The organism is Variovorax sp. PvP013, from assembly GCF_050435945.1.
Classification (GTDB): Bacteria; Pseudomonadota; Gammaproteobacteria; order Burkholderiales; family Burkholderiaceae_C; genus Variovorax.
The window spans coordinates 124,559-140,797 of record NZ_JBNDLF010000010.1 but is presented as its reverse complement, the minus strand read 5'-3'; the positions used below and the strand labels follow the sequence as shown (position 1 = coordinate 140,797).

The 16,239-nt window shown below is 67.9% G+C and carries 15 protein-coding genes; 3 read left to right on the top strand and 12 right to left on the bottom strand.

Features of this window, described 5'->3' with window-relative positions:
- Nucleotides 1–182: 182 nt before the first annotated feature.
- The 6 genes from ABID77_RS19965 to ABID77_RS19940 all read right to left on the bottom strand — a co-directional run bounded on the left by ABID77_RS19965 (nucleotide 183) and on the right by ABID77_RS19940 (nucleotide 6,223).
- Complete coding sequence (locus ABID77_RS19965) at nucleotides 183–1,697, bottom strand: right-handed parallel beta-helix repeat-containing protein (RefSeq protein ID WP_429599606.1); 1,515 nt, start codon at nucleotides 1,695–1,697, stop codon at nucleotides 183–185.
- Nucleotides 1,698–1,926: 229 nt separating this feature from the next.
- Complete coding sequence (locus ABID77_RS19960; protein ID WP_429599603.1) at nucleotides 1,927–3,138, bottom strand: glycosyltransferase family 4 protein; 1,212 nt, start codon at nucleotides 3,136–3,138, stop codon at nucleotides 1,927–1,929.
- A gap of 27 nt (nucleotides 3,139–3,165) precedes the next feature.
- Nucleotides 3,166–4,110 (bottom strand): glycosyltransferase family 2 protein, encoded by a 945-nt coding sequence (locus tag ABID77_RS19955; RefSeq protein WP_429599601.1) that lies wholly within the window; start codon nucleotides 4,108–4,110, stop codon nucleotides 3,166–3,168.
- Nucleotides 4,107–4,700 carry a serine O-acetyltransferase gene (locus ABID77_RS19950; protein WP_429599599.1) on the bottom strand — a complete coding sequence of 198 codons (594 nt, stop codon included), beginning with the start codon at nucleotides 4,698–4,700 and terminating at the stop codon, nucleotides 4,107–4,109. The genes ABID77_RS19955 and ABID77_RS19950 overlap by 4 nt, the downstream gene beginning before the upstream one ends.
- A gap of 16 nt (nucleotides 4,701–4,716) precedes the next feature.
- Nucleotides 4,717–5,841, bottom strand: a complete 1,125-nt coding sequence (locus ABID77_RS19945) for a glycosyltransferase family 4 protein (protein WP_429599597.1) — start codon at nucleotides 5,839–5,841, stop codon at nucleotides 4,717–4,719.
- 109 nt (nucleotides 5,842–5,950) lie between these two features.
- Entirely contained in the window at nucleotides 5,951–6,223 is a 273-nt protein-coding gene (locus ABID77_RS19940) for an acyl carrier protein (RefSeq protein ID WP_429599594.1), read from the bottom strand.
- A gap of 326 nt (nucleotides 6,224–6,549) precedes the next feature.
- Between ABID77_RS19940 and ABID77_RS19935 the strand changes: the two genes are divergently transcribed.
- Together ABID77_RS19935 and ABID77_RS19930 are read left to right on the top strand one after the other, a co-directional pair.
- A complete protein-coding gene (locus ABID77_RS19935; protein WP_429599592.1) occupies nucleotides 6,550–7,746 on the top strand; it encodes an acyl-CoA dehydrogenase family protein in 1,197 nt (398 codons plus the stop codon).
- A gap of 5 nt (nucleotides 7,747–7,751) precedes the next feature.
- On the top strand, nucleotides 7,752–8,711 hold the full coding sequence (locus ABID77_RS19930; protein WP_429599590.1) for an amino acid--[acyl-carrier-protein] ligase: 960 nt from the start codon (nucleotides 7,752–7,754) through the stop codon (nucleotides 8,709–8,711).
- A gap of 139 nt (nucleotides 8,712–8,850) precedes the next feature.
- On the opposite strand, the gene ABID77_RS19925 is transcribed toward ABID77_RS19930, so the two are convergent.
- Genes ABID77_RS19925 through ABID77_RS19910 form a run of 4 tightly spaced genes read right to left on the bottom strand, consistent with a single transcriptional unit; the run spans nucleotide 8,851 to nucleotide 12,820 of the window.
- On the bottom strand, nucleotides 8,851–9,354 hold the full coding sequence (locus ABID77_RS19925; protein WP_429599587.1) for a cytochrome b/b6 domain-containing protein: 504 nt from the start codon (nucleotides 9,352–9,354) through the stop codon (nucleotides 8,851–8,853).
- A gap of 37 nt (nucleotides 9,355–9,391) precedes the next feature.
- On the bottom strand, nucleotides 9,392–9,706 hold the full coding sequence (locus ABID77_RS19920; RefSeq protein ID WP_429599584.1) for a PepSY domain-containing protein: 315 nt from the start codon (nucleotides 9,704–9,706) through the stop codon (nucleotides 9,392–9,394).
- 41 nt (nucleotides 9,707–9,747) lie between these two features.
- Nucleotides 9,748–10,434 carry a Fe2+-dependent dioxygenase gene (locus tag ABID77_RS19915; RefSeq protein WP_429599582.1) on the bottom strand — a complete coding sequence of 229 codons (687 nt, stop codon included), beginning with the start codon at nucleotides 10,432–10,434 and terminating at the stop codon, nucleotides 9,748–9,750.
- Between the two features lie 31 nt (nucleotides 10,435–10,465).
- Nucleotides 10,466–12,820 carry a TonB-dependent receptor gene (locus ABID77_RS19910; RefSeq protein WP_429599622.1) on the bottom strand — a complete coding sequence of 785 codons (2,355 nt, stop codon included), beginning with the start codon at nucleotides 12,818–12,820 and terminating at the stop codon, nucleotides 10,466–10,468.
- Between the two features lie 403 nt (nucleotides 12,821–13,223).
- Between ABID77_RS19910 and ABID77_RS19905 the strand changes: the two genes are divergently transcribed.
- The gene (locus tag ABID77_RS19905; RefSeq protein WP_429599579.1) at nucleotides 13,224–14,111 is read left to right on the top strand and encodes an alpha/beta fold hydrolase; all 888 of its coding nucleotides are present in this window, start codon (nucleotides 13,224–13,226) and stop codon (nucleotides 14,109–14,111) included.
- A 9-nt stretch (nucleotides 14,112–14,120) separates the two neighbouring features.
- Here ABID77_RS19905 and ABID77_RS19900 read toward each other — a convergent pair whose 3' ends face one another.
- Both ABID77_RS19900 and adh read right to left on the bottom strand, forming a co-directional pair.
- Complete coding sequence (locus ABID77_RS19900) at nucleotides 14,121–14,537, bottom strand: DUF779 domain-containing protein (protein WP_429599577.1); 417 nt, start codon at nucleotides 14,535–14,537, stop codon at nucleotides 14,121–14,123.
- The gene (gene adh / locus ABID77_RS19895; RefSeq protein ID WP_429599574.1) at nucleotides 14,534–16,054 is read right to left on the bottom strand and encodes an aldehyde dehydrogenase; all 1,521 of its coding nucleotides are present in this window, start codon (nucleotides 16,052–16,054) and stop codon (nucleotides 14,534–14,536) included. Before adh ends, ABID77_RS19900 begins: the two co-directional genes overlap by 4 nt.
- Nucleotides 16,055–16,239: the final 185 nt, after the last annotated feature.

Here is a 16,239-nt window from a genome sequence, read left to right as displayed (position 1 = left end):
CCCAGGACCCCAGGACCCCAGGACCCCAGGACCCCAGGACCCCAGGACCCCAGGACCCCAGGACCCCAGGACCCCAGGACCCCAGGACCCCAGGACCCCAGGATTTTATTTTTGTTTTCTTAGAATTAGCAGTATCGGTCAGATTGCGCGTTAGCCTATTTAACTGCTCGGATTAGACGCGTTCATTGCCCTGCGAAGAAATAGGCACCGAAATTGACCTGCCCGGACTGGGAAGACGCGTTGCCGAAATCGATCTCGTTGCTCAACGCCGTCCCGCGACCACCGGGCGCACGGGTCAACCTGAGACCTCCCTGCAGGGGGTTCGTGTAGTCGACGAAGGCCGGCAATTCGACGACGTTGCCCCGGATTCCGGTGATGGCGTCGATGGACGCGACGTCCTTCAGGAACGTCGAATCGCTCCAGCGAACGACGGTCCCGCCGGCCGCGTTGTAGGGCAGGTTCGGACCCACCTGATTGGCATTGAGGTAGGCCCGGCCATCGACATAGATGGCCGGCACGTTGGCCCGCGTCGAGACGGCGATGTTGTCGAACACACGGTTCCTCGTCGTGCGGTTGTTCGATGGCGAGGCGCCGATCACGATCTCGCCCAAAGCCCCGTGCGTCTTGTTGGGGTCGAGGTTGTTGATCAGCGACGTGTTGGCATAGACGAGGTTGTCGGTCGCTTCGTAGATGTTGATGCCCGAGCCGTCGTTGCCCCAGACGAGGTTGAAGGCGACGGTGTTGCGGTCGCACCAGTGATCGATCTGGATGCCGTTGCCGTCGCTCGCGGCCGTGTCGGCATTGGCATGGCTGGTGTTGTAGCGCACGATGTTGTCGTCGCCGCTGTTGTCGTCGGGGCCGGGACTGTAGACATGGATGCCCGACGTGCCCGGAATGCTGCGTCCGCTGCCGCTCACGTCGTTGCGTTCCACGCGCCAGAACGAGCCGCGCAACTCGATGCCGTGGTGTCCGCTCCGGCGCAGCGTGTTGCCGGTGATCGCATTGCGTTGCGCCGATGTCGCATTGGTCGCGACGTTGATCGCGTGGGTGGTCGAATCCTCGATCACGTTCTGACTGATGACCAGTCCCAGTCCGGCACCCTCGGTGATGTCGATGCCGATCGGCGCGTTCCTCACGACGTTGCGGTCCAGCGTGATCTGGCGGCTGCCCTGACGGATCACGAAACCGCCCCAGACCGGGGATTGCACCTGCAACCCCGTCACCGTCAGATAGCTGGCGCCACGGATGTCGATGCTGTTGCGCACGACCGGCACCTGCGCCGGGTCGACGGGCTCGACACGGATGGGGGCGGCCGCACTGCCGTTGGCGGTCATCGCGATGGGGCCGGCGAAACTCCCCGGCAACACCATCACACGCGTGCCGGCGGCCAGGCCGGACCAGGGAACGTCGGTGAGTTCGGCATAACGGCGCGCACCCTTGATCGCCGTGCCCACGGATCCGCCGACGACCACGATCTGCGAGCCCGGGACCGCGACGGCGGCCTCGATGGTGGCCAGCAACGGGTCCTTCTGGGCGGTCGCGGCCTGGGTGGTAGCGGTGGACGACGTCCTCGTCTTGAGCGCAGCGCCGAAGGCGTCGGACGTCGATGCGACCGACGAGGAATCGCTTCCCCCACCGCACGCGGCCAGGCACGACAGTGCGGTCAGGAGAAACGATTTCGAGGTGAATGAATGCATGTCGGGAACCAATCCTTTGTCATAAAAACCTGTTTTATGTCAGATTGTTCCTACGAAACAATGCATTCCGCCTCAAATCCGGTCAGCGTTCGAAGAAATAAGGTTATTTCGTCGCGTGATTTGGACAGACTGAATTGAACATCAGTATTAGAAAGTATCTATTCTAAATAATTAGTAAATTTCTATTAGTGGACTGATTTATTGTTCAATTAAGTAATTAGTTCGAATTTCACTTCGAGCGAATGCCATCCTCGACGGGCATCGGAGAACCGGGACCACGGACTTCCTGTCCGGCGATGCCGGAATGCCGGAAGAAGTGCGTGCGAAAACGCTCGACCAGCACTTCGGCCGATGCCCGCCAGCTGAACCGGGCCGCCTGGGCGAGTCCCGCGGCCACGGCGTGCTCGCGTGCCGTCTCGTCGAAGGCCAGCAGGCTCAGCGCGCGGGCGATGTCGGCCGGGGAATGCGGGTCGGCGGTGATGGCCGCGTCACCGGCGACTTCGGGCAGCGAGGTCGTGCTCGACGTGACGACCGGCACGCCGCTGGCCATGGCCTCGAGCACCGGCATGCCGAAGCCTTCGGCGAAGCTGGGGTAGGCGAAGACCCGGCAGTGCCGCACGAGCGCGGGCAGCGCGTCGTCGGGCACGTCGTCCAGGAAACGCACTTCGGCCTCGAGGCCGAGATCGCGCGCGGCCGCATGGATCGGCTCGCTGTCGAAATCCCGCTGGCCGACGATGACCAGCGGCGGGCGGCCGGCCGGCAGCATCGCGTGGGCGCGCAGCAGGTTCACGTGGTTCTTGCGCGGCTCCAGCCGACCGACGGTGCAGATGTACTCCCCCGGCACGAGCCCGAGGGCGCGGACCGCCCCGGTGCCGTCGACCTGTCCATCGCCCGCACGGACCGGGTGGAAGCGTCGAGCGTCGATGGCGTTGTGGGTGATGGCGATGCGGCCGGGATCGACGCCGTAGAGACGCGCCATCTCGCCGCGCGAGAACTCGCTGACGGTGAACAGCAGCGCCGCCTGCCGCATCGCGAGCCGGCTGGTCAGGCGCGACATGCGCACGAACCCCGGCTTGAAGAACTGCGGATGGGTCTCGAACAGCGTGTCGTGGATGGTGCAGGCGCACGGCCCCAACGGCACCAACGGCAGACGGTACTGCACGTGCAGCAGATCGATGCGGTGGCGCCGGCGCGCCGCGGCGAGTTGCCAGCCCAGCCGGGCGAGACCGCCACCGTGCGGCAGCGCCACCCGCTCCACGTGGGCGGCACCGAAGGCCGGATGCTCCCGGCCCAGGCGCTCCGGATCGTCCACCAGGAAGACGAACTGCAGGTCCGGCGCCAGGGCGATCGCTTCCTGGTAGAGCCCCAGGATGTGGCTGCGGCTGCCCTGGAAGATCCCGCCGAAGGTGTGGAAATCGATGCCGATCCGTGGGCGCGGCAAGACGGGATGCGGGTGGTTCATCGCGCCTCAGCTGCTGCGCAGGATGGCCCAGGCGCGCAACGCCATGTCGCGGCTCGACCGCGCCTTGGCGCCGAGGTCCGAGCGGGGTCGCAACACGCCGGCGACGCCGAACAGGATCCAGCGCAGCCCGAAGCCGCCCACCGTGAACACGTCGTAGAGCCACAGCCCGCGACCGCCGCGCATCTGCCGATAGAACTGGCGCGGCCCCTTGAGCGAGGACAGCAGCACGTCGCCCTGCTGCTGCTTCATGCTCGCGCCCTGGTAGTGGATGATCGAGACCGCCGGCGTGTAGACGACGCGCCCGCCGGCGCGCTTGAGCCGGTGGCACAACTCCATGTCCTCGCCGTACATGAAGTATTTCGGGTTGAAGAGCTGGCCGTCGAGCCGGTCGGCGCGCAGCAGCATCACCGCACCCGAAACCCAGTCGACCTCGCGGTCGGTGGTCGCGTCGCGATCGAGGTAGAGCGGCATCGGCCGCCAGCTCGGGGGCAGCAGGCGGTCGAGGAACAGGTAGTGGGTGGCGACGTTGAGCAGCCTCGGATAGGCGCCGCCGGTCCAGCGCTGCAGCGAACGGTCGGCGTTCAGGAGCCGGCAGCCGGTGACGGCGACGTCGGGCCGGGCCTCCATGTGCGCCACCAACTTGGCGAGGCCGCCGTCCTCGACGACCGTGTCGGGGTTGAGCAGCAGCACGAAGGGGCCGGCGCAGTGCGCGAGCGCTTGGTTGTTGGCGCGGCCGAAACCGACGTTGTCGTCGTTGGCGATCAGCACGACCTGCGGGAAGCTCGACCGCACCATCTCGACGCTGCCGTCGCCCGAGGCGTTGTCCACCACGATGACGCGCATTCGGTCGGGCGCGAGGCCGCCGGCGTCGAAGACCGAATGCAGGCAGGCGCGCAGCATCTCGCGCACGTTCCAGTTGACGATGATGATGCTGACGAGGGGTGTGTTCATGAGGTGCCTTGCGTGCGATGGGCGCCGCCGCGGATGACGCGGGGGCGGTCCCAAAGGACCAGCCCGCCGGCCGGGACGTCGAAAGTGACCAGGGTGCCAGGGCCGACGTGCACGCCGTCGCCGATGCGCACGGCGCCCAGCACGTGCGATCCGTAGGCCAGCAGGACGTCGTCGCCGAGCACCGGATAGCCCGGTCCGCCGCCGATGTCCTGGACGCCCATGCCGCCGCCGATGGCGGCGTTGCCGGTGACCGTGATGCGCGCGCCGATGGTGCCGAACAGGCTCACGCAGGTCGCGTGCGAGATCAGCGCGCCGGGACCGATCGACGTGGTCGGCGGAATCTCGGCGCGCGTGACGTACAGGCCCACCAGGGCCAGCAGCCGGGCGACCCAGCGCCAGTTGCGCAGGTAGGCGTACCGCGAGAGCCGATGGAAGAGCAGGGCCAGGAAGCCGGGCAGCAGGAAGAAGTAGACCCGGTGGACGAACGAGTCCGGCTGGTTCAGATGGGTGGCCAGGCGCTGCAGGTCGGAGCCGATGAGCGCGCGCGTCTCGGCCCAGCTCAGGCGTGCGGGTGCGAGTGGTGAATCCATGGATGGGTACGCTTGCTTATGGGTTGGTGAGGCGGCCGACGCGATGGCGGTGCATGACGTCGAAGTAGTACTGCTCCTGCGCGTCGGCCACCGTGCGCCAGTTCCAGCGCTGCGCATGGGCGCGGGAGAGCTCGCCCTGCGCGGCGAGCGACTCGACGGGCGTCGCGAGCAGCCGGCGCATCGCCTCGGCATAGGCGGCGATGTCGTCGGGCGGCACCCGTGGACAGCCGGGCGAAGCCACCTCGTTCATCGGCGCGCGGTCCCAGACGACGACCTGGCGGGCCGCCGCGTTGGCCTCGGCGATGGTCATGCCGAAGGTCTCCAGCCGCGAGGGCATGACGACGAAACGGCAGGCCGCCAGCAGCCGCGAGCGCTCGGCGGCGTCGTAGGAGCCGGTCATGCGCACCCAGCGGCCGAGACCGAAGCGATCGATCAGCGCCTGCACGACCTGCGGCTGCTGCAGCGTGCCGGCGAGCGTCAGGGGTTCGCGCTCGGCTTCCGGGATGCGGGCGTAGGCGGCCAGCAGCAGGTCGATGCCCTTGGCGACGACCTCCAGCCGGCCGAGGAACAGGATGCCCGTGCCGGGCCGCGCGCTGACCTGGAACAGGTCGTCGTCCACGCCGTTGCCGATCACCCGGCAGTCGGCGCGCGGATGGCGTTCCGTGATGCGCTGGCGCATGGCGTCGGTCAGCACCACGAAGTTCCGGTAGAGCCGCACGCCGTACTCCTCGCCCCAGTGGAACGGCAGTTTCAGCCGCCGCGTGTAGTCGCGGGCGAAGAACCACTGGACCGATGCGACCATGGGGCGATCGCGGTGGCGGAAGAACGGCGTCCACGTCGCCGAGCACGGCGGCATGAAGTCCTCGACCAGCAGGTCGTGCTCGAAGCGCCTCACCGCCGACGGCAGCGCGGCCAGGAAGGTGATGTGGTGCGACGAGCCGTGGTCGCGGATCTTGCGGCCCAGGCGCACGTAGCGGATGCCGTCGCGGACTTTTTCCGAGGTCGAGCCTTCGAAGGTCGGCGTCAGCACCGTGATCTCGTGATGCCGGGCGAGCCGGCGATAGATCTCCAGCGTGCGCACCGGACCGCCCCCGGACAGGGGGTTGTCGATGTCGTCGGGATCCAGATGGAGGATTTTCATGGCGGCGTCGGGCAGGGTGGGCGCTGTCGGGGCGCGCCGATCGTCGGCACGCATCGCGCGAGGGCGGCAGCGCGGTCCGCGAGCCGTTCGCCGCGGCGCGACATCCGGATCAGGCGGCGATCAACGACCGCATGGCCGTCTTGATGGCGCCGATGCTCTCGAACGTGCTGCGGGTCAGCATGGATTCGGGGATCTCGCCGAACACGTCCTCGAGCGCGAGCATCAGGTCGACGCTGGCGTGCGAGGTCATGCCCGCTTCGTTCAGTCGATCGTCGTCCGACAGCGTCTGGACGTCGACGTCCAGACGGCCGAAGCGGGCGAGCAGGGCGCGGACCCGGGCGTCGATCTCGACGTCCGAGGTGAGGGGAGCGTGCAAGGGCATGGTCATGCCTCCTTCGTGTAACCGGGGGTGGAGAAGATGCCGAACGCCATGTCCCTCGCCTCGACGCGTTTCGCCGGACTGGACGGACGATGATTTCCATCACCGATGACGACGGCATGTCTTGATTTCATTTGTATCTTTAGGTAATAGAAGTGAAGTCGAGGGCTATTATGTAGTCTTTCTCCTTCATAAAATCGAGAAAATCCCCTCGATTGCATACTTTTTCATTACTTTGGAAAAATGTGCAAGGGTGTGTGTTCCTGAGGCCGGACGATGCGGCGAAGCTCGGGTTTCAGTCGAAAACAAACACAAGGAAGCTGCTGGAAATGAGATCCCCGACCCTGATGCAACCCGTCGCCCGCGATTTCGCGATGCTGTCCGAGGCCGTCGCCCGCATCGCGCGGGACGTCGCCGCCCCGCACGCGAGCGACGTCGATGCGAACGCCCGTTTTCCCGCCGAGACCCTCGAGGCGCTGCGCGACGCGCACCTGCTCTCGGCCCTGCTGCCCCGTGCGTGGGGCGGGGCAGGGCTGGGCCTGCATGAACTGGGTCGGCTGGTGGCCGTGCTGGCCGAGGCGTGCGCGTCGAGCGCGATGGTGCTGGCCATGCACTACAACCAGGTCGCCTGCCTGATGCGGCACGGCGCCGGGCAGCCGGCGATCCGCGACTTCCTTCAGGACCTGGTGCGCCATCAATGGCTGGTGGCCTCGATCACGTCCGAGGTCGGCACGTCGGGCGACACGCGAAGCAGCATCTGCTTCGTGCAGCGCCACGAAGGACGTTTCACCCTGGACAAGAACGGCACCGTCGGGTCGTACTGCGCCCAGGCCGATGCGATCCTCGTGACCGCGCGCAACCGGGTCGATTCGCCGTCGAACGACCAGGTGCTGGTGCTGCTGCGCAAGGACCAGCTCACGCTCAAGCAGACCACGACGTGGAACATGCTGGGCATGCGTGGCACCTGCAGTCCGGGTTTCGAGCTGCGCTCCGCGTCGGTTCCGGTCGAACAGATCGTGGACGACCCGTTCGCGACCGTGGCGGCCGTCACGATGGTGCCGTACTCGCACATCCTGTGGGCCGCACTCTGGACCGGCATCGCCGCCGGTGCCTGCGCGAAGGCCGGCGAATTCATTCGCCAGCAGGCCCGACAGACCCCCGGCAAGGTCCCGCCACAGGCCGCCGAACTGGCCGCGCTTGGCACCCGGCTGCAGTCGATGCGCCAGAACTGGGAATCCGCCGCCCTCGATTTCGACGCTCTAGCCGACACCACCGACGGCCACCGGACGCTGGAGAGCATGCGCTGGTCGCTGCGGCTGAACAACCTCAAGATCTTCAATTCCGAGATGGCGCCGGAAATCGTCCACGGCGCGCTCCAGCTCGTCGGCATGGCGGGCTATGCCAACGAAGGGCGCTTCAGCATGGGCCGCGCCTACCGGGATTCGCTGTCGGCGGCGCTGATGATCTCCAACTCCCGCCTGCGGGCGGCCAACGCTTCCACCTTGCTCATGGTCAAGAAAGTTTGAACGACATGGACCTCCACCTCGCCAGCGACGTGCGCGACACGTCCTCCATCGCCGACGACGCGTCCGGCGCATCGGCTTCCTTCATCGACCGGCTGCTGTCCGCGGGCCTCCTGATCGCCACCGAGGCCCGGGGCGTCTACGGTCGGGGCGCCGTGTTCCAGGACATCGTCGAACGCTTCGATGCCCTGGTCATGGGCCTCGAAGGCGCCTCGGACGCGCAGCGGCTGTCGTTCCCGCCCGTCGTGGCGCGTGGCCTGATCGAGCGCATGGGCTACCTGGAGAGCTTTCCGCAGCTCATCGGCAGCGTGCACGGTTTCCGGGGCACGGACGCGCAGGCCCGCGACATGGCCGCCAAGGCGGGTGCCGGCGAGCGCTGGGAGGAGGTGCTGGAGCCCAGCGACGTCATGCTGCTGCCGGCGGCGTGCTATCCGGTCTATCCGACCTTCAGCGGGCTGCTGCCGGATCGCCGGCGCGTCGTGACGGTGCGCGGCTGGTGCTACCGCCACGAGCCCTCCGACGAGCCGACGCGGCTGCAGTCGTTCCAGATGCGCGAGCTGATCTGCGCGGGCAGTCCCGATCAGGTCGAGCGCTGGCGCGACGAATGGCTCGAGCGCAGCCTGGCGCTGCTGCGCGAGCTGGGCCTGCCGGCCGAGAGCGACGTGGCGAACGACCCGTTCTTCGGCCGCGCGGGGCGGCTGCTGAGCGCGACGCAGCGCGAGCAGAAGCTGAAATTCGAGATCCTGTGCGCCGTCAACGCCGGCAAGGAACCCACCGCCATCTGTTCGTTCAACTGGCACCAGGAGCATTTCTCGGCCAAATACCGCATCCGCCAATCCAACGGCGACACGGCCCACACCGCGTGCCTCGGATTCGGGCTTGAGCGCGTCGCGCTGGCCCTGCTGGCCACGCACGGGCTCGCGGTCGACCGGTGGCCCGAGGCCGTGCGCGCCCGGCTGTGGGGTTGACGCTGCATGGCAGATCCCGGGACGATGACCGGATCCGGGAACGGTTGCTGCATCTCCATTCGAAATCTGCTGTGCAATCAATACAAGAATAGTTATGTTAACTAACTAATTGAAGCGACCGAGTGGATCGACCCCCGCCTCAATCCCCACGCTTGAATCCGGTCAGCATCGCGACGACCAGATTCTCGCGATGGCGCAGGCTGGAAAAGACGACGCCGGCCACGTGCAGCGCCACGAGTCCGACGAGGCTCCATGCCAGTGTGCGGTGCGTCCATTCGAGCCATGCCAGGCCCCAGAACGCATCCAGCGTGTACATCCACCCGGTGACGCCGACACCCGCCACCATCGCGAGCAGCGCGACGATCATCCAGCCACCCAGCGGGTTGTGGCCCAGGTGGCGCGGCTCGGCACGCCGGGCCACCGCCGCCGCATAGGCCATGACGGCCCCCGGACGCCTGACGAAATCCGCGAAGCGTGCGTACCGCGTGCCGACGAAGCCCCAGACGCTGCGCAGCGCGACCACCGCCAGCGCCGCGTAGCCGGCCCACTCGTGGCGCTTCAGTTCCTCCTCGCCGCTGAACCACGCGACGGCGATCGCCGCCGCGAGGCTCCAGTGCAGCACGCGCACCGGCCGATCCCACACGCGGACGATCCGCCGTGGGGGTGCCGGCGGCGGCGTCTCAGTCACCCTGCTTGACCCGACCGACCATCTCGAAGCTCTTCGGATGGAAGAACGCCTCGGTGCGCTGGCCCTTGTCGTCGAAGCCGTAGACCTCGTAGCAGCCGTTGAAATTCTTGACCTGGCGCACCTTCCAGCCTTCGCCGGACAGCTTGCGCTGCAGCTCCATCTGCGGGCGCATCTCTTCCTTGACGACCGCCTCGCAGCGCACCTTGTCGTGATCGACGTACGGCTGTTGCGGTTGCTGCTGCGCGGCGGCGTCGATGGAGAAGCCCAGGGCGGCCACGAGGGCCAGGAGAATCGGTGTCTTGTTCATGTTGCGAAGAGGAAAGGTGCTGCGCACGATCGGCCCGGCGTTCAGACGTCGAGCCACATGCGCAACAGGTTGTGATAGGTGCTCGTCAGGCCGATGCAGGCCGGATCGGTCTCGCCCAGGCGCGAGCGCAGGTCGCGCAGGTGGTTGTCCATGTCGAAGAGCAGGCGCCGCTGCTCGTCGCTGCGCACCATGCTCTGGATCCAGAAGTAGCTCGCCACGCGCTGCCCGCGCGTGACCGGCAGCACGCGGTGCACGCTGGTGCCCGGGTAGAGCACCATGTCGCCGGCTTCGAGCTTCACGCGCTTCTCGCCGAAGGTGTCCTCGATGACGAGTTCGCCACCGTCGTACGACTCCGGCGGCGACAGGAACACCGTGCACGAGATGTCGGTGCGCACCCTCCCCGACCCGTCGCGCAGGAAGCGCACGGCGCTGTCGACGTGGTTGCCGAAGCTGTTGGCGCTGCCGCCGTAGCGGTTGAACAGCGGCGGCGAGATCTGCTTGGGCAGCGCCGCCGAGAAGAACAGCGCATGCCGTTCGAGCCCGGCCAGCAGCAGGCGCTGCGCGGCGCGCGTCTCCTCGCAATCCTCGCGCAGCTGCTCGTTGCGCTTGGCACGCGCGGACTGCTCGCCCGCCGTCAGCCGGCCGTCCTGCCACGGCGCGCCGTCCAGGATCTGGCGCGCCTGCCGGACTTCGTCGGCCTGCAGCAGGCCCTGGATGTGCACGAGCATCGGGTGACAGCCGCTGGTTGGTCGCGGTCCGTCAGAACCGGGCGCCGACCGTGAACAGGAAGGTGCGCGGCACGCCGGCGATCGCGAAGCCCGGATAGAGCTGGTCGCCGTAGAGCTTGTTGGTCGCGTTGGTCACGTTGATCTGCGCGTACAGGTCGGGCGTGAACTTGTACTCGGCCATCAGGTCGCTGACGACATAGCCGGGCGTGCTGTTGGCCAGGCTGGCCGCACCGGAGCCGCCGGACAGCGGCCGGTTCTCGGAAGCGCCGCGCAGGCCGCCGGCCAGGCGCAGCTTGGGCGTGGCCTGGTAGCTCAGCCACAGCGCGCCGGTCTGGCGCGGCGTCAGGCCCACGCGCGAGCCGACCGTGCCGGGCGTGACGGTGCTGCCGGCCGCGTCGATGGTGGCCTTGGGAATGAACGAGTAAGAGGCATAGATCTCCCATTGCGGCGTGAGCCGGCCGACGACGTCGAGTTCCAGGCCCTGCGAGTGGCGCTTGCCCGACAGCAGGTAGGAACTCCCCGCGAAGTCGGAGTCGGTGGTGCGTTCGTTGGTCTTCTCGGTGCGGAACAGCGCGGCGCGCGTGGACAGCTTGCCGTCGAGCCAGTCGAGCTTGGCGCCGATCTCGACGTTGCGGCTCTTCTCCGGCGGCGTGTTGGCGGTCTGCTGGTTGACGTACTGATAGGTGTCGGCCGACGCGTTGAACGAGGTGCTGTAGGAGACGTGGTAGGACTGCGTGGCCGAGGGCTGGAACAGCACGCCGGTGCGATAGCTCCAGGCGCCCTGCGACAGGTTGGTGCTGGCGATGGTCGGCAACGGACTGCCCGGACGATAGAGCTGGTTGCCGCCGACGCAGTTGTTCACCGGCGTGCCGATGTTCGTGTTCGCGGGGACGGTCGGTGTCGCCACGCGGGTGACGCACGAGGGGTTCGTGTAGCCGTACTGGTCGAAATCGCCGTTGAGCCGGTCGTAGCGGATGCCGCCGAGCACCTTCCAGTACGGCGCGACCTGCACCAGGTCCTGGAAGTAGGCGCCGAAGGACTTGGCCGAGTAGCCGCTCGACTGGCGATAGAGCGGTTCGATGCCCGTGCCGACGAGGCCGGCGCCGTCGTTCGGATTGCCGACGAAGGTGTTGGGCCGCGTGCCCAGGCCGCGGCCCAGGATGGCGTTGTTGGTGAAGGCGTCGTTCTGATAGCGGTCGGCCGACTCCCTGGAGGCGTCGATGCCGGCCAGGATCTGGTGCTTGGTGCTGCCCCAGTCGAGCTGCTTGCTGTAGTCGCTCTGGACGTAGGTGCCCTGGTAGCGGTCCTTGCGCGGCGTCAGGCCGGCGCGCGTGAGGATCGTCGCGTCGCCGAAGTTGGCGGTGGTGGTCGGCTGGCCGAGCGTGGTGCCGGCGCCGGCGGCGGTCGACCACTGGTTGCGGTCGAAGGTGCCGCTACGGATCTGCGTGCGCAGCTCGCTGCCGTCGTCGAAGATGTGGTTCCACGCGCCGTTCACGTAGCTCGCCTTGCCCGTGAGCCGATCGGCCGAGGTGCCGTAGAACGTGCCCGGCCGCACCGGTGCCAAGGTACCGAAGTTGCCGATGGTCGGTGCGCGCGTCGTCGCGTCGTAGCCGGTCACGCCACGCTGCCCGTTCGCCACCCAGCGCACCGCCGACTGCGGCACGTTGTCGACGTTGAGGTGGTAGAGACCGACGTTGAATTCGTCGCGCGAGCCGATGCCCCAGCTGTACGAGGGCGCGATGCCGTACTTGTCGACCTTGGCACCGCCGTTGTCGGCCTTGTTCCACATCGCGTTCAGGCGGAACGCGGAGTCCTCGCTCAGGCGCTTGTTGAGGTCGGCCGTACCGCGGTAGTAGCCGCGCGAGCCCACCGTGCCGACGACGTCGGTCTGGTCGGCCAGCACCGGCTTCTTGGTGACCTGGTTGATCACGCCGCCGGTGGAACCCCGGCCGAAGATCATCGAGGCCGAGCCGCGAAGCACCTCGATGCGGTCGAGGTTGAAGGTGTCGCGCTCGTACTGCGAGGGGTCGCGCATGCCGTCGATCAGCAGGTCGCCGGTGCTGGCGACCGGGAAGCCGCGCAGGCGGATGTCCTGGTCGGTGCCGTTCTCGGTCGCCGCGAAGGTGATGCCCGCCGAGTAGTGCAGCGCGTCCTTGAGCGTGTCGAGCTTGACGTCGTCGATCAGCTTCTCGGTGATGACGTTGATCGACTGCGGGATGTCACGGATGTCCTGCGTGCCCTTGCCGATGCTGGTGCGCTTGGTCTGCACCTGATCCTTGCCCTGCGCTTCCGCCTGGTCGGTGACGGTGACGGTGTCGAGCGTGCGGTTGGCGCCGACGTCCGCCGGAGCCGACTGGGCCCAGCTGCCGACCGAAGCGGCCAGCATCAACGCGCCGAGCGGCAGCGCGGCGCCGTCGCGAAGTCCGGTGCCGGACGCGGCGATGGGCAAGGGCAGCGCCGTGACGCTCGCGGAGGGAGAGGATGCGACGCGACGCGCGGCAGCGCGCCGGCGAGCGGTTCTTTGGGCCAAGGTGTAACTCCAGATTGCAGATCGGAAATCAGACTCGGCTGGCTGATGCTGCTGGATGCGCCTTGGCTTGCCGGAAATGTGCAGCGAGTGTAAGGCGATGTTGATGTGAATCACTCGCATTCGCCTACGAAATCCGTGCGCTGATGTCCGACAGCAACATCGTGGGCCATGGCGACCGGCGTCGGAGCGAACGGGTCGGCTCACCGGTCGTCCGTCGAGAGAGTGCGGCTCGCTCGAGCGCCTTGGGCACAATGCCGGAGTGCCCTACTTCCAGACCTTCGATCCCCAGGACGACGCGCGCGCGCAGTCCGAACTCCGGCGCATCGACGCCCTGTCGACCCACCACGACGCCAGCTGGCAGGGCATCCGGATCCGCTGGCGCCGTTTCGGCCCGGCGGCCGACGCCGGCACGCGGCCCCCGCTCGTGCTGCTGCACGGCGGGCACGGCAGCTGGATGCACTGGGTACGCAACGTCGAGGCGCTCGCAACCACGCGGGCCGTCTGGATTCCCGACCTGCCGGGCTACCACGAGTCCGACGCTCCCGCCGCGCCGGCGCCCGGACGACCCGCGCTCGAGCCCCTGCTCGACGCCCTCGCCGGCAGCTTCGACACGCTGGTCGACCGCGCGACGCCGATCGACCTCGGCGGCTTCTCCTTCGGCGGCTTCGTCGCCTCGCAGTTCGCCCTGCGCCGCGGCGCGATCCGCCGCCTGGCGCTGGTCGGTAGCGGCGGCCACGGCACCCTGCGGCGCCTCACGGTGGAGATGGTCAACTGGCGCGCCGCCGCCGACCGCGACGCCGAGCGCGCGGCGCTGCTGCACAACCTCGCGGCGCTGATGCTGCACGACAAAGCGGCGATCGATCCGCTGGCCTTCGCCATCCACGACCTCTCCTGCCACGCCACGCGCTTTCGCAGCAAGGAGGTCTCGCTCGCCAGCGGGCTGCAGCAGGCGCTCGACGCGCTCGGCGGCCCGCAGCTGCTGCTGTGGGGCGAATTCGACGTCACGGCCGATCCGCGCCCGCTCGTCGCGGGGCTCGTCGACGGCCAGCCGCAGCGCCAGGGCGTGGTCATCGACGGCGCCGGCCACTGGGCGCAGTTCGAGCGCGCGGCGGCGGTCAACGACCACCTGCTGCGCTTTCTCGACTGAGCCCCGGCCTCAGCCGGCGGGGGCGCCGCGCCGGGCGTCCTCCAGCGCTTCGAGCCGGACCGACTCCGCGTCCGTGAACAGCCGCGAGCGCGTCAGGAAGCGCAGGCCCTCCGGCCCTTCCAGCGAGAACATCCCGCCGCGCCCCGGCACCACGTCGATGATCAGCTGCGTGTGGCGCCAGTACGCGAACTGCGGCCCGCTGATGTAGAACGGCGCGCCGTCGATCTCGCCGAGCAGCCGGTCGTGGTCGCCGATGATGAACTCGCCCTGCGGATAGCACATCGGCGCGCTGCCGTCGCAGCAGCCGCCCGACTGGTGGAACATCACCGGCCCGTGCCTGGCGCGCACCGCGCGGATGAGGTCCACCGCCGCCGGCGTGCACACCACGCGGCGCAGGTCGAGTTCGTCGTCGTCGTCGTTGGTCAAAAGAACCCCATCGGCGACTCGTCGTAGCTCACCAGCAGGTTCTTGGTCTGCTGGTAGTGGTCGAGCATCATCTTGTGGTTCTCGCGGCCGATGCCGGATGACTTGTAGCCGCCGAACGCGGCGTGCGCCGGGTAGTGGTGGTAGCAGTTGGTCCACACGCGGCCGGCCTGGATGCCGCGCCCCATGCGGAAGGCGCGGTTGGCGTCGCGGCTCCAGACGCCCGCGCCCAGGCCGTAGAGCGTGTCGTTGGCGATCTCCAGCGCCTCCTCCTCGGTCTTGAAGGTGGTGACCGACACCACCGGGCCGAAGATCTCCTCCTGGAAGATGCGCATCTTGTTGTGGCCGGCGAAGATCGTCGGCTTGACGTAGTAGCCGTCCTTGAGCTCGCCCTCCATCACGTTGCGCTCGCCGCCGGTCAGCGCCTTGGCGCCCTCCTGGCGGCCGATGTCGAGGTACGACAGGATCTTCTCCAGCTGCTCGCTGGAGGCCTGCGCGCCGATCATGGTGGACATGTCCAGCGGACTGCCCTGCTTGATCGCCTCGACGCGCTTGACGGCCTTCTCCATGAAGCGCTCGTAGATCGACTCCTGCACCAGCGCGCGGCTCGGGCAGGTGCAGACCTCGCCCTGGTTGAGCGCGAACATCGCGAAGCCTTCGAGCGCCTTGTCGAGGAAGCTGTCGTCGCGCGCCATCACGTCGTCGAAGAAGACGTTGGGCGACTTGCCGCCGAGCTCCAATGTCACCGGGATGATGTTCTGGCTCGCGTACTGCATGATCAGCCGGCCGGTCGTGGTCTCGCCCGTGAAGGCGATCTTGGCGATGCGGTTGCTCGACGCCAGCGGCTTGCCGCACTCCAGCCCGAAGCCGTTGACGACGTTGACCACGCCCGGCGGCAGCAGGTCGCCGATGAGCTCCATCAGCACCAGGATCGACGCCGGCGTCTGCTCGGCCGGCTTGAGCACCACGCAGTTGCCCGCGGCCAGCGCCGGCGCGAGCTTCCACACCGCCATCAGGATCGGGAAGTTCCACGGGATGATCTGGCCGACGACGCCCAGCGGCTCGTGGAAGTGGTAGGCGTAGGTCTTGGCGTCGATCTCGCTGATGCCGCCTTCCTGCGAGCGGATGCAGGAGGCGAAGTAGCGGAAATGGTCGACCGCCAGCGGCATGTCGGCCAGCGTGGTCTCGCGGATCGGCTTGCCGTTGTCCCAGGTCTCGGCCATGGCCAGCATCGGCAGGTTCTGCTCCATGCGGTCGGCGATCTTGAGCAGCGCGTTGGCACGCTCGGTCGGCGAGGTCCGGCCCCAGGCGGCCTTGGCCGCGTGCGCGGCGTCGAGCGCGCGGTCCACGTCGACGGCGCTCGAGCGGGCGATCTCGCAGAACGGCTTGCCGGTCACCGGCGTGACGTTCTCGAAGTACCGGCCGTCCGCCGGCGCCACCCACTGGCCGCCGATGAAGTTGTCGTAGCGCTTGCGGAAGGGCACCTCGGTGCCGAATTTGCCGGGTTCCAGCATGTCCATGGTCGTGTCTCCTGAGAGGGTGGTGTCGTCGTTGGTGAAGGTCGGCCACGCGGCGCGACATGGCCATCCATGCAACCGGCGTACCGGAATCCCTAGGGACTATCCCTGAGCGCTGCGGCGCCTCCCCTGGCGGCGGAGCGGCCCGCGGGCCGGAAGCGGCGCGGCGCGTGCGAAACCGGCTGCAA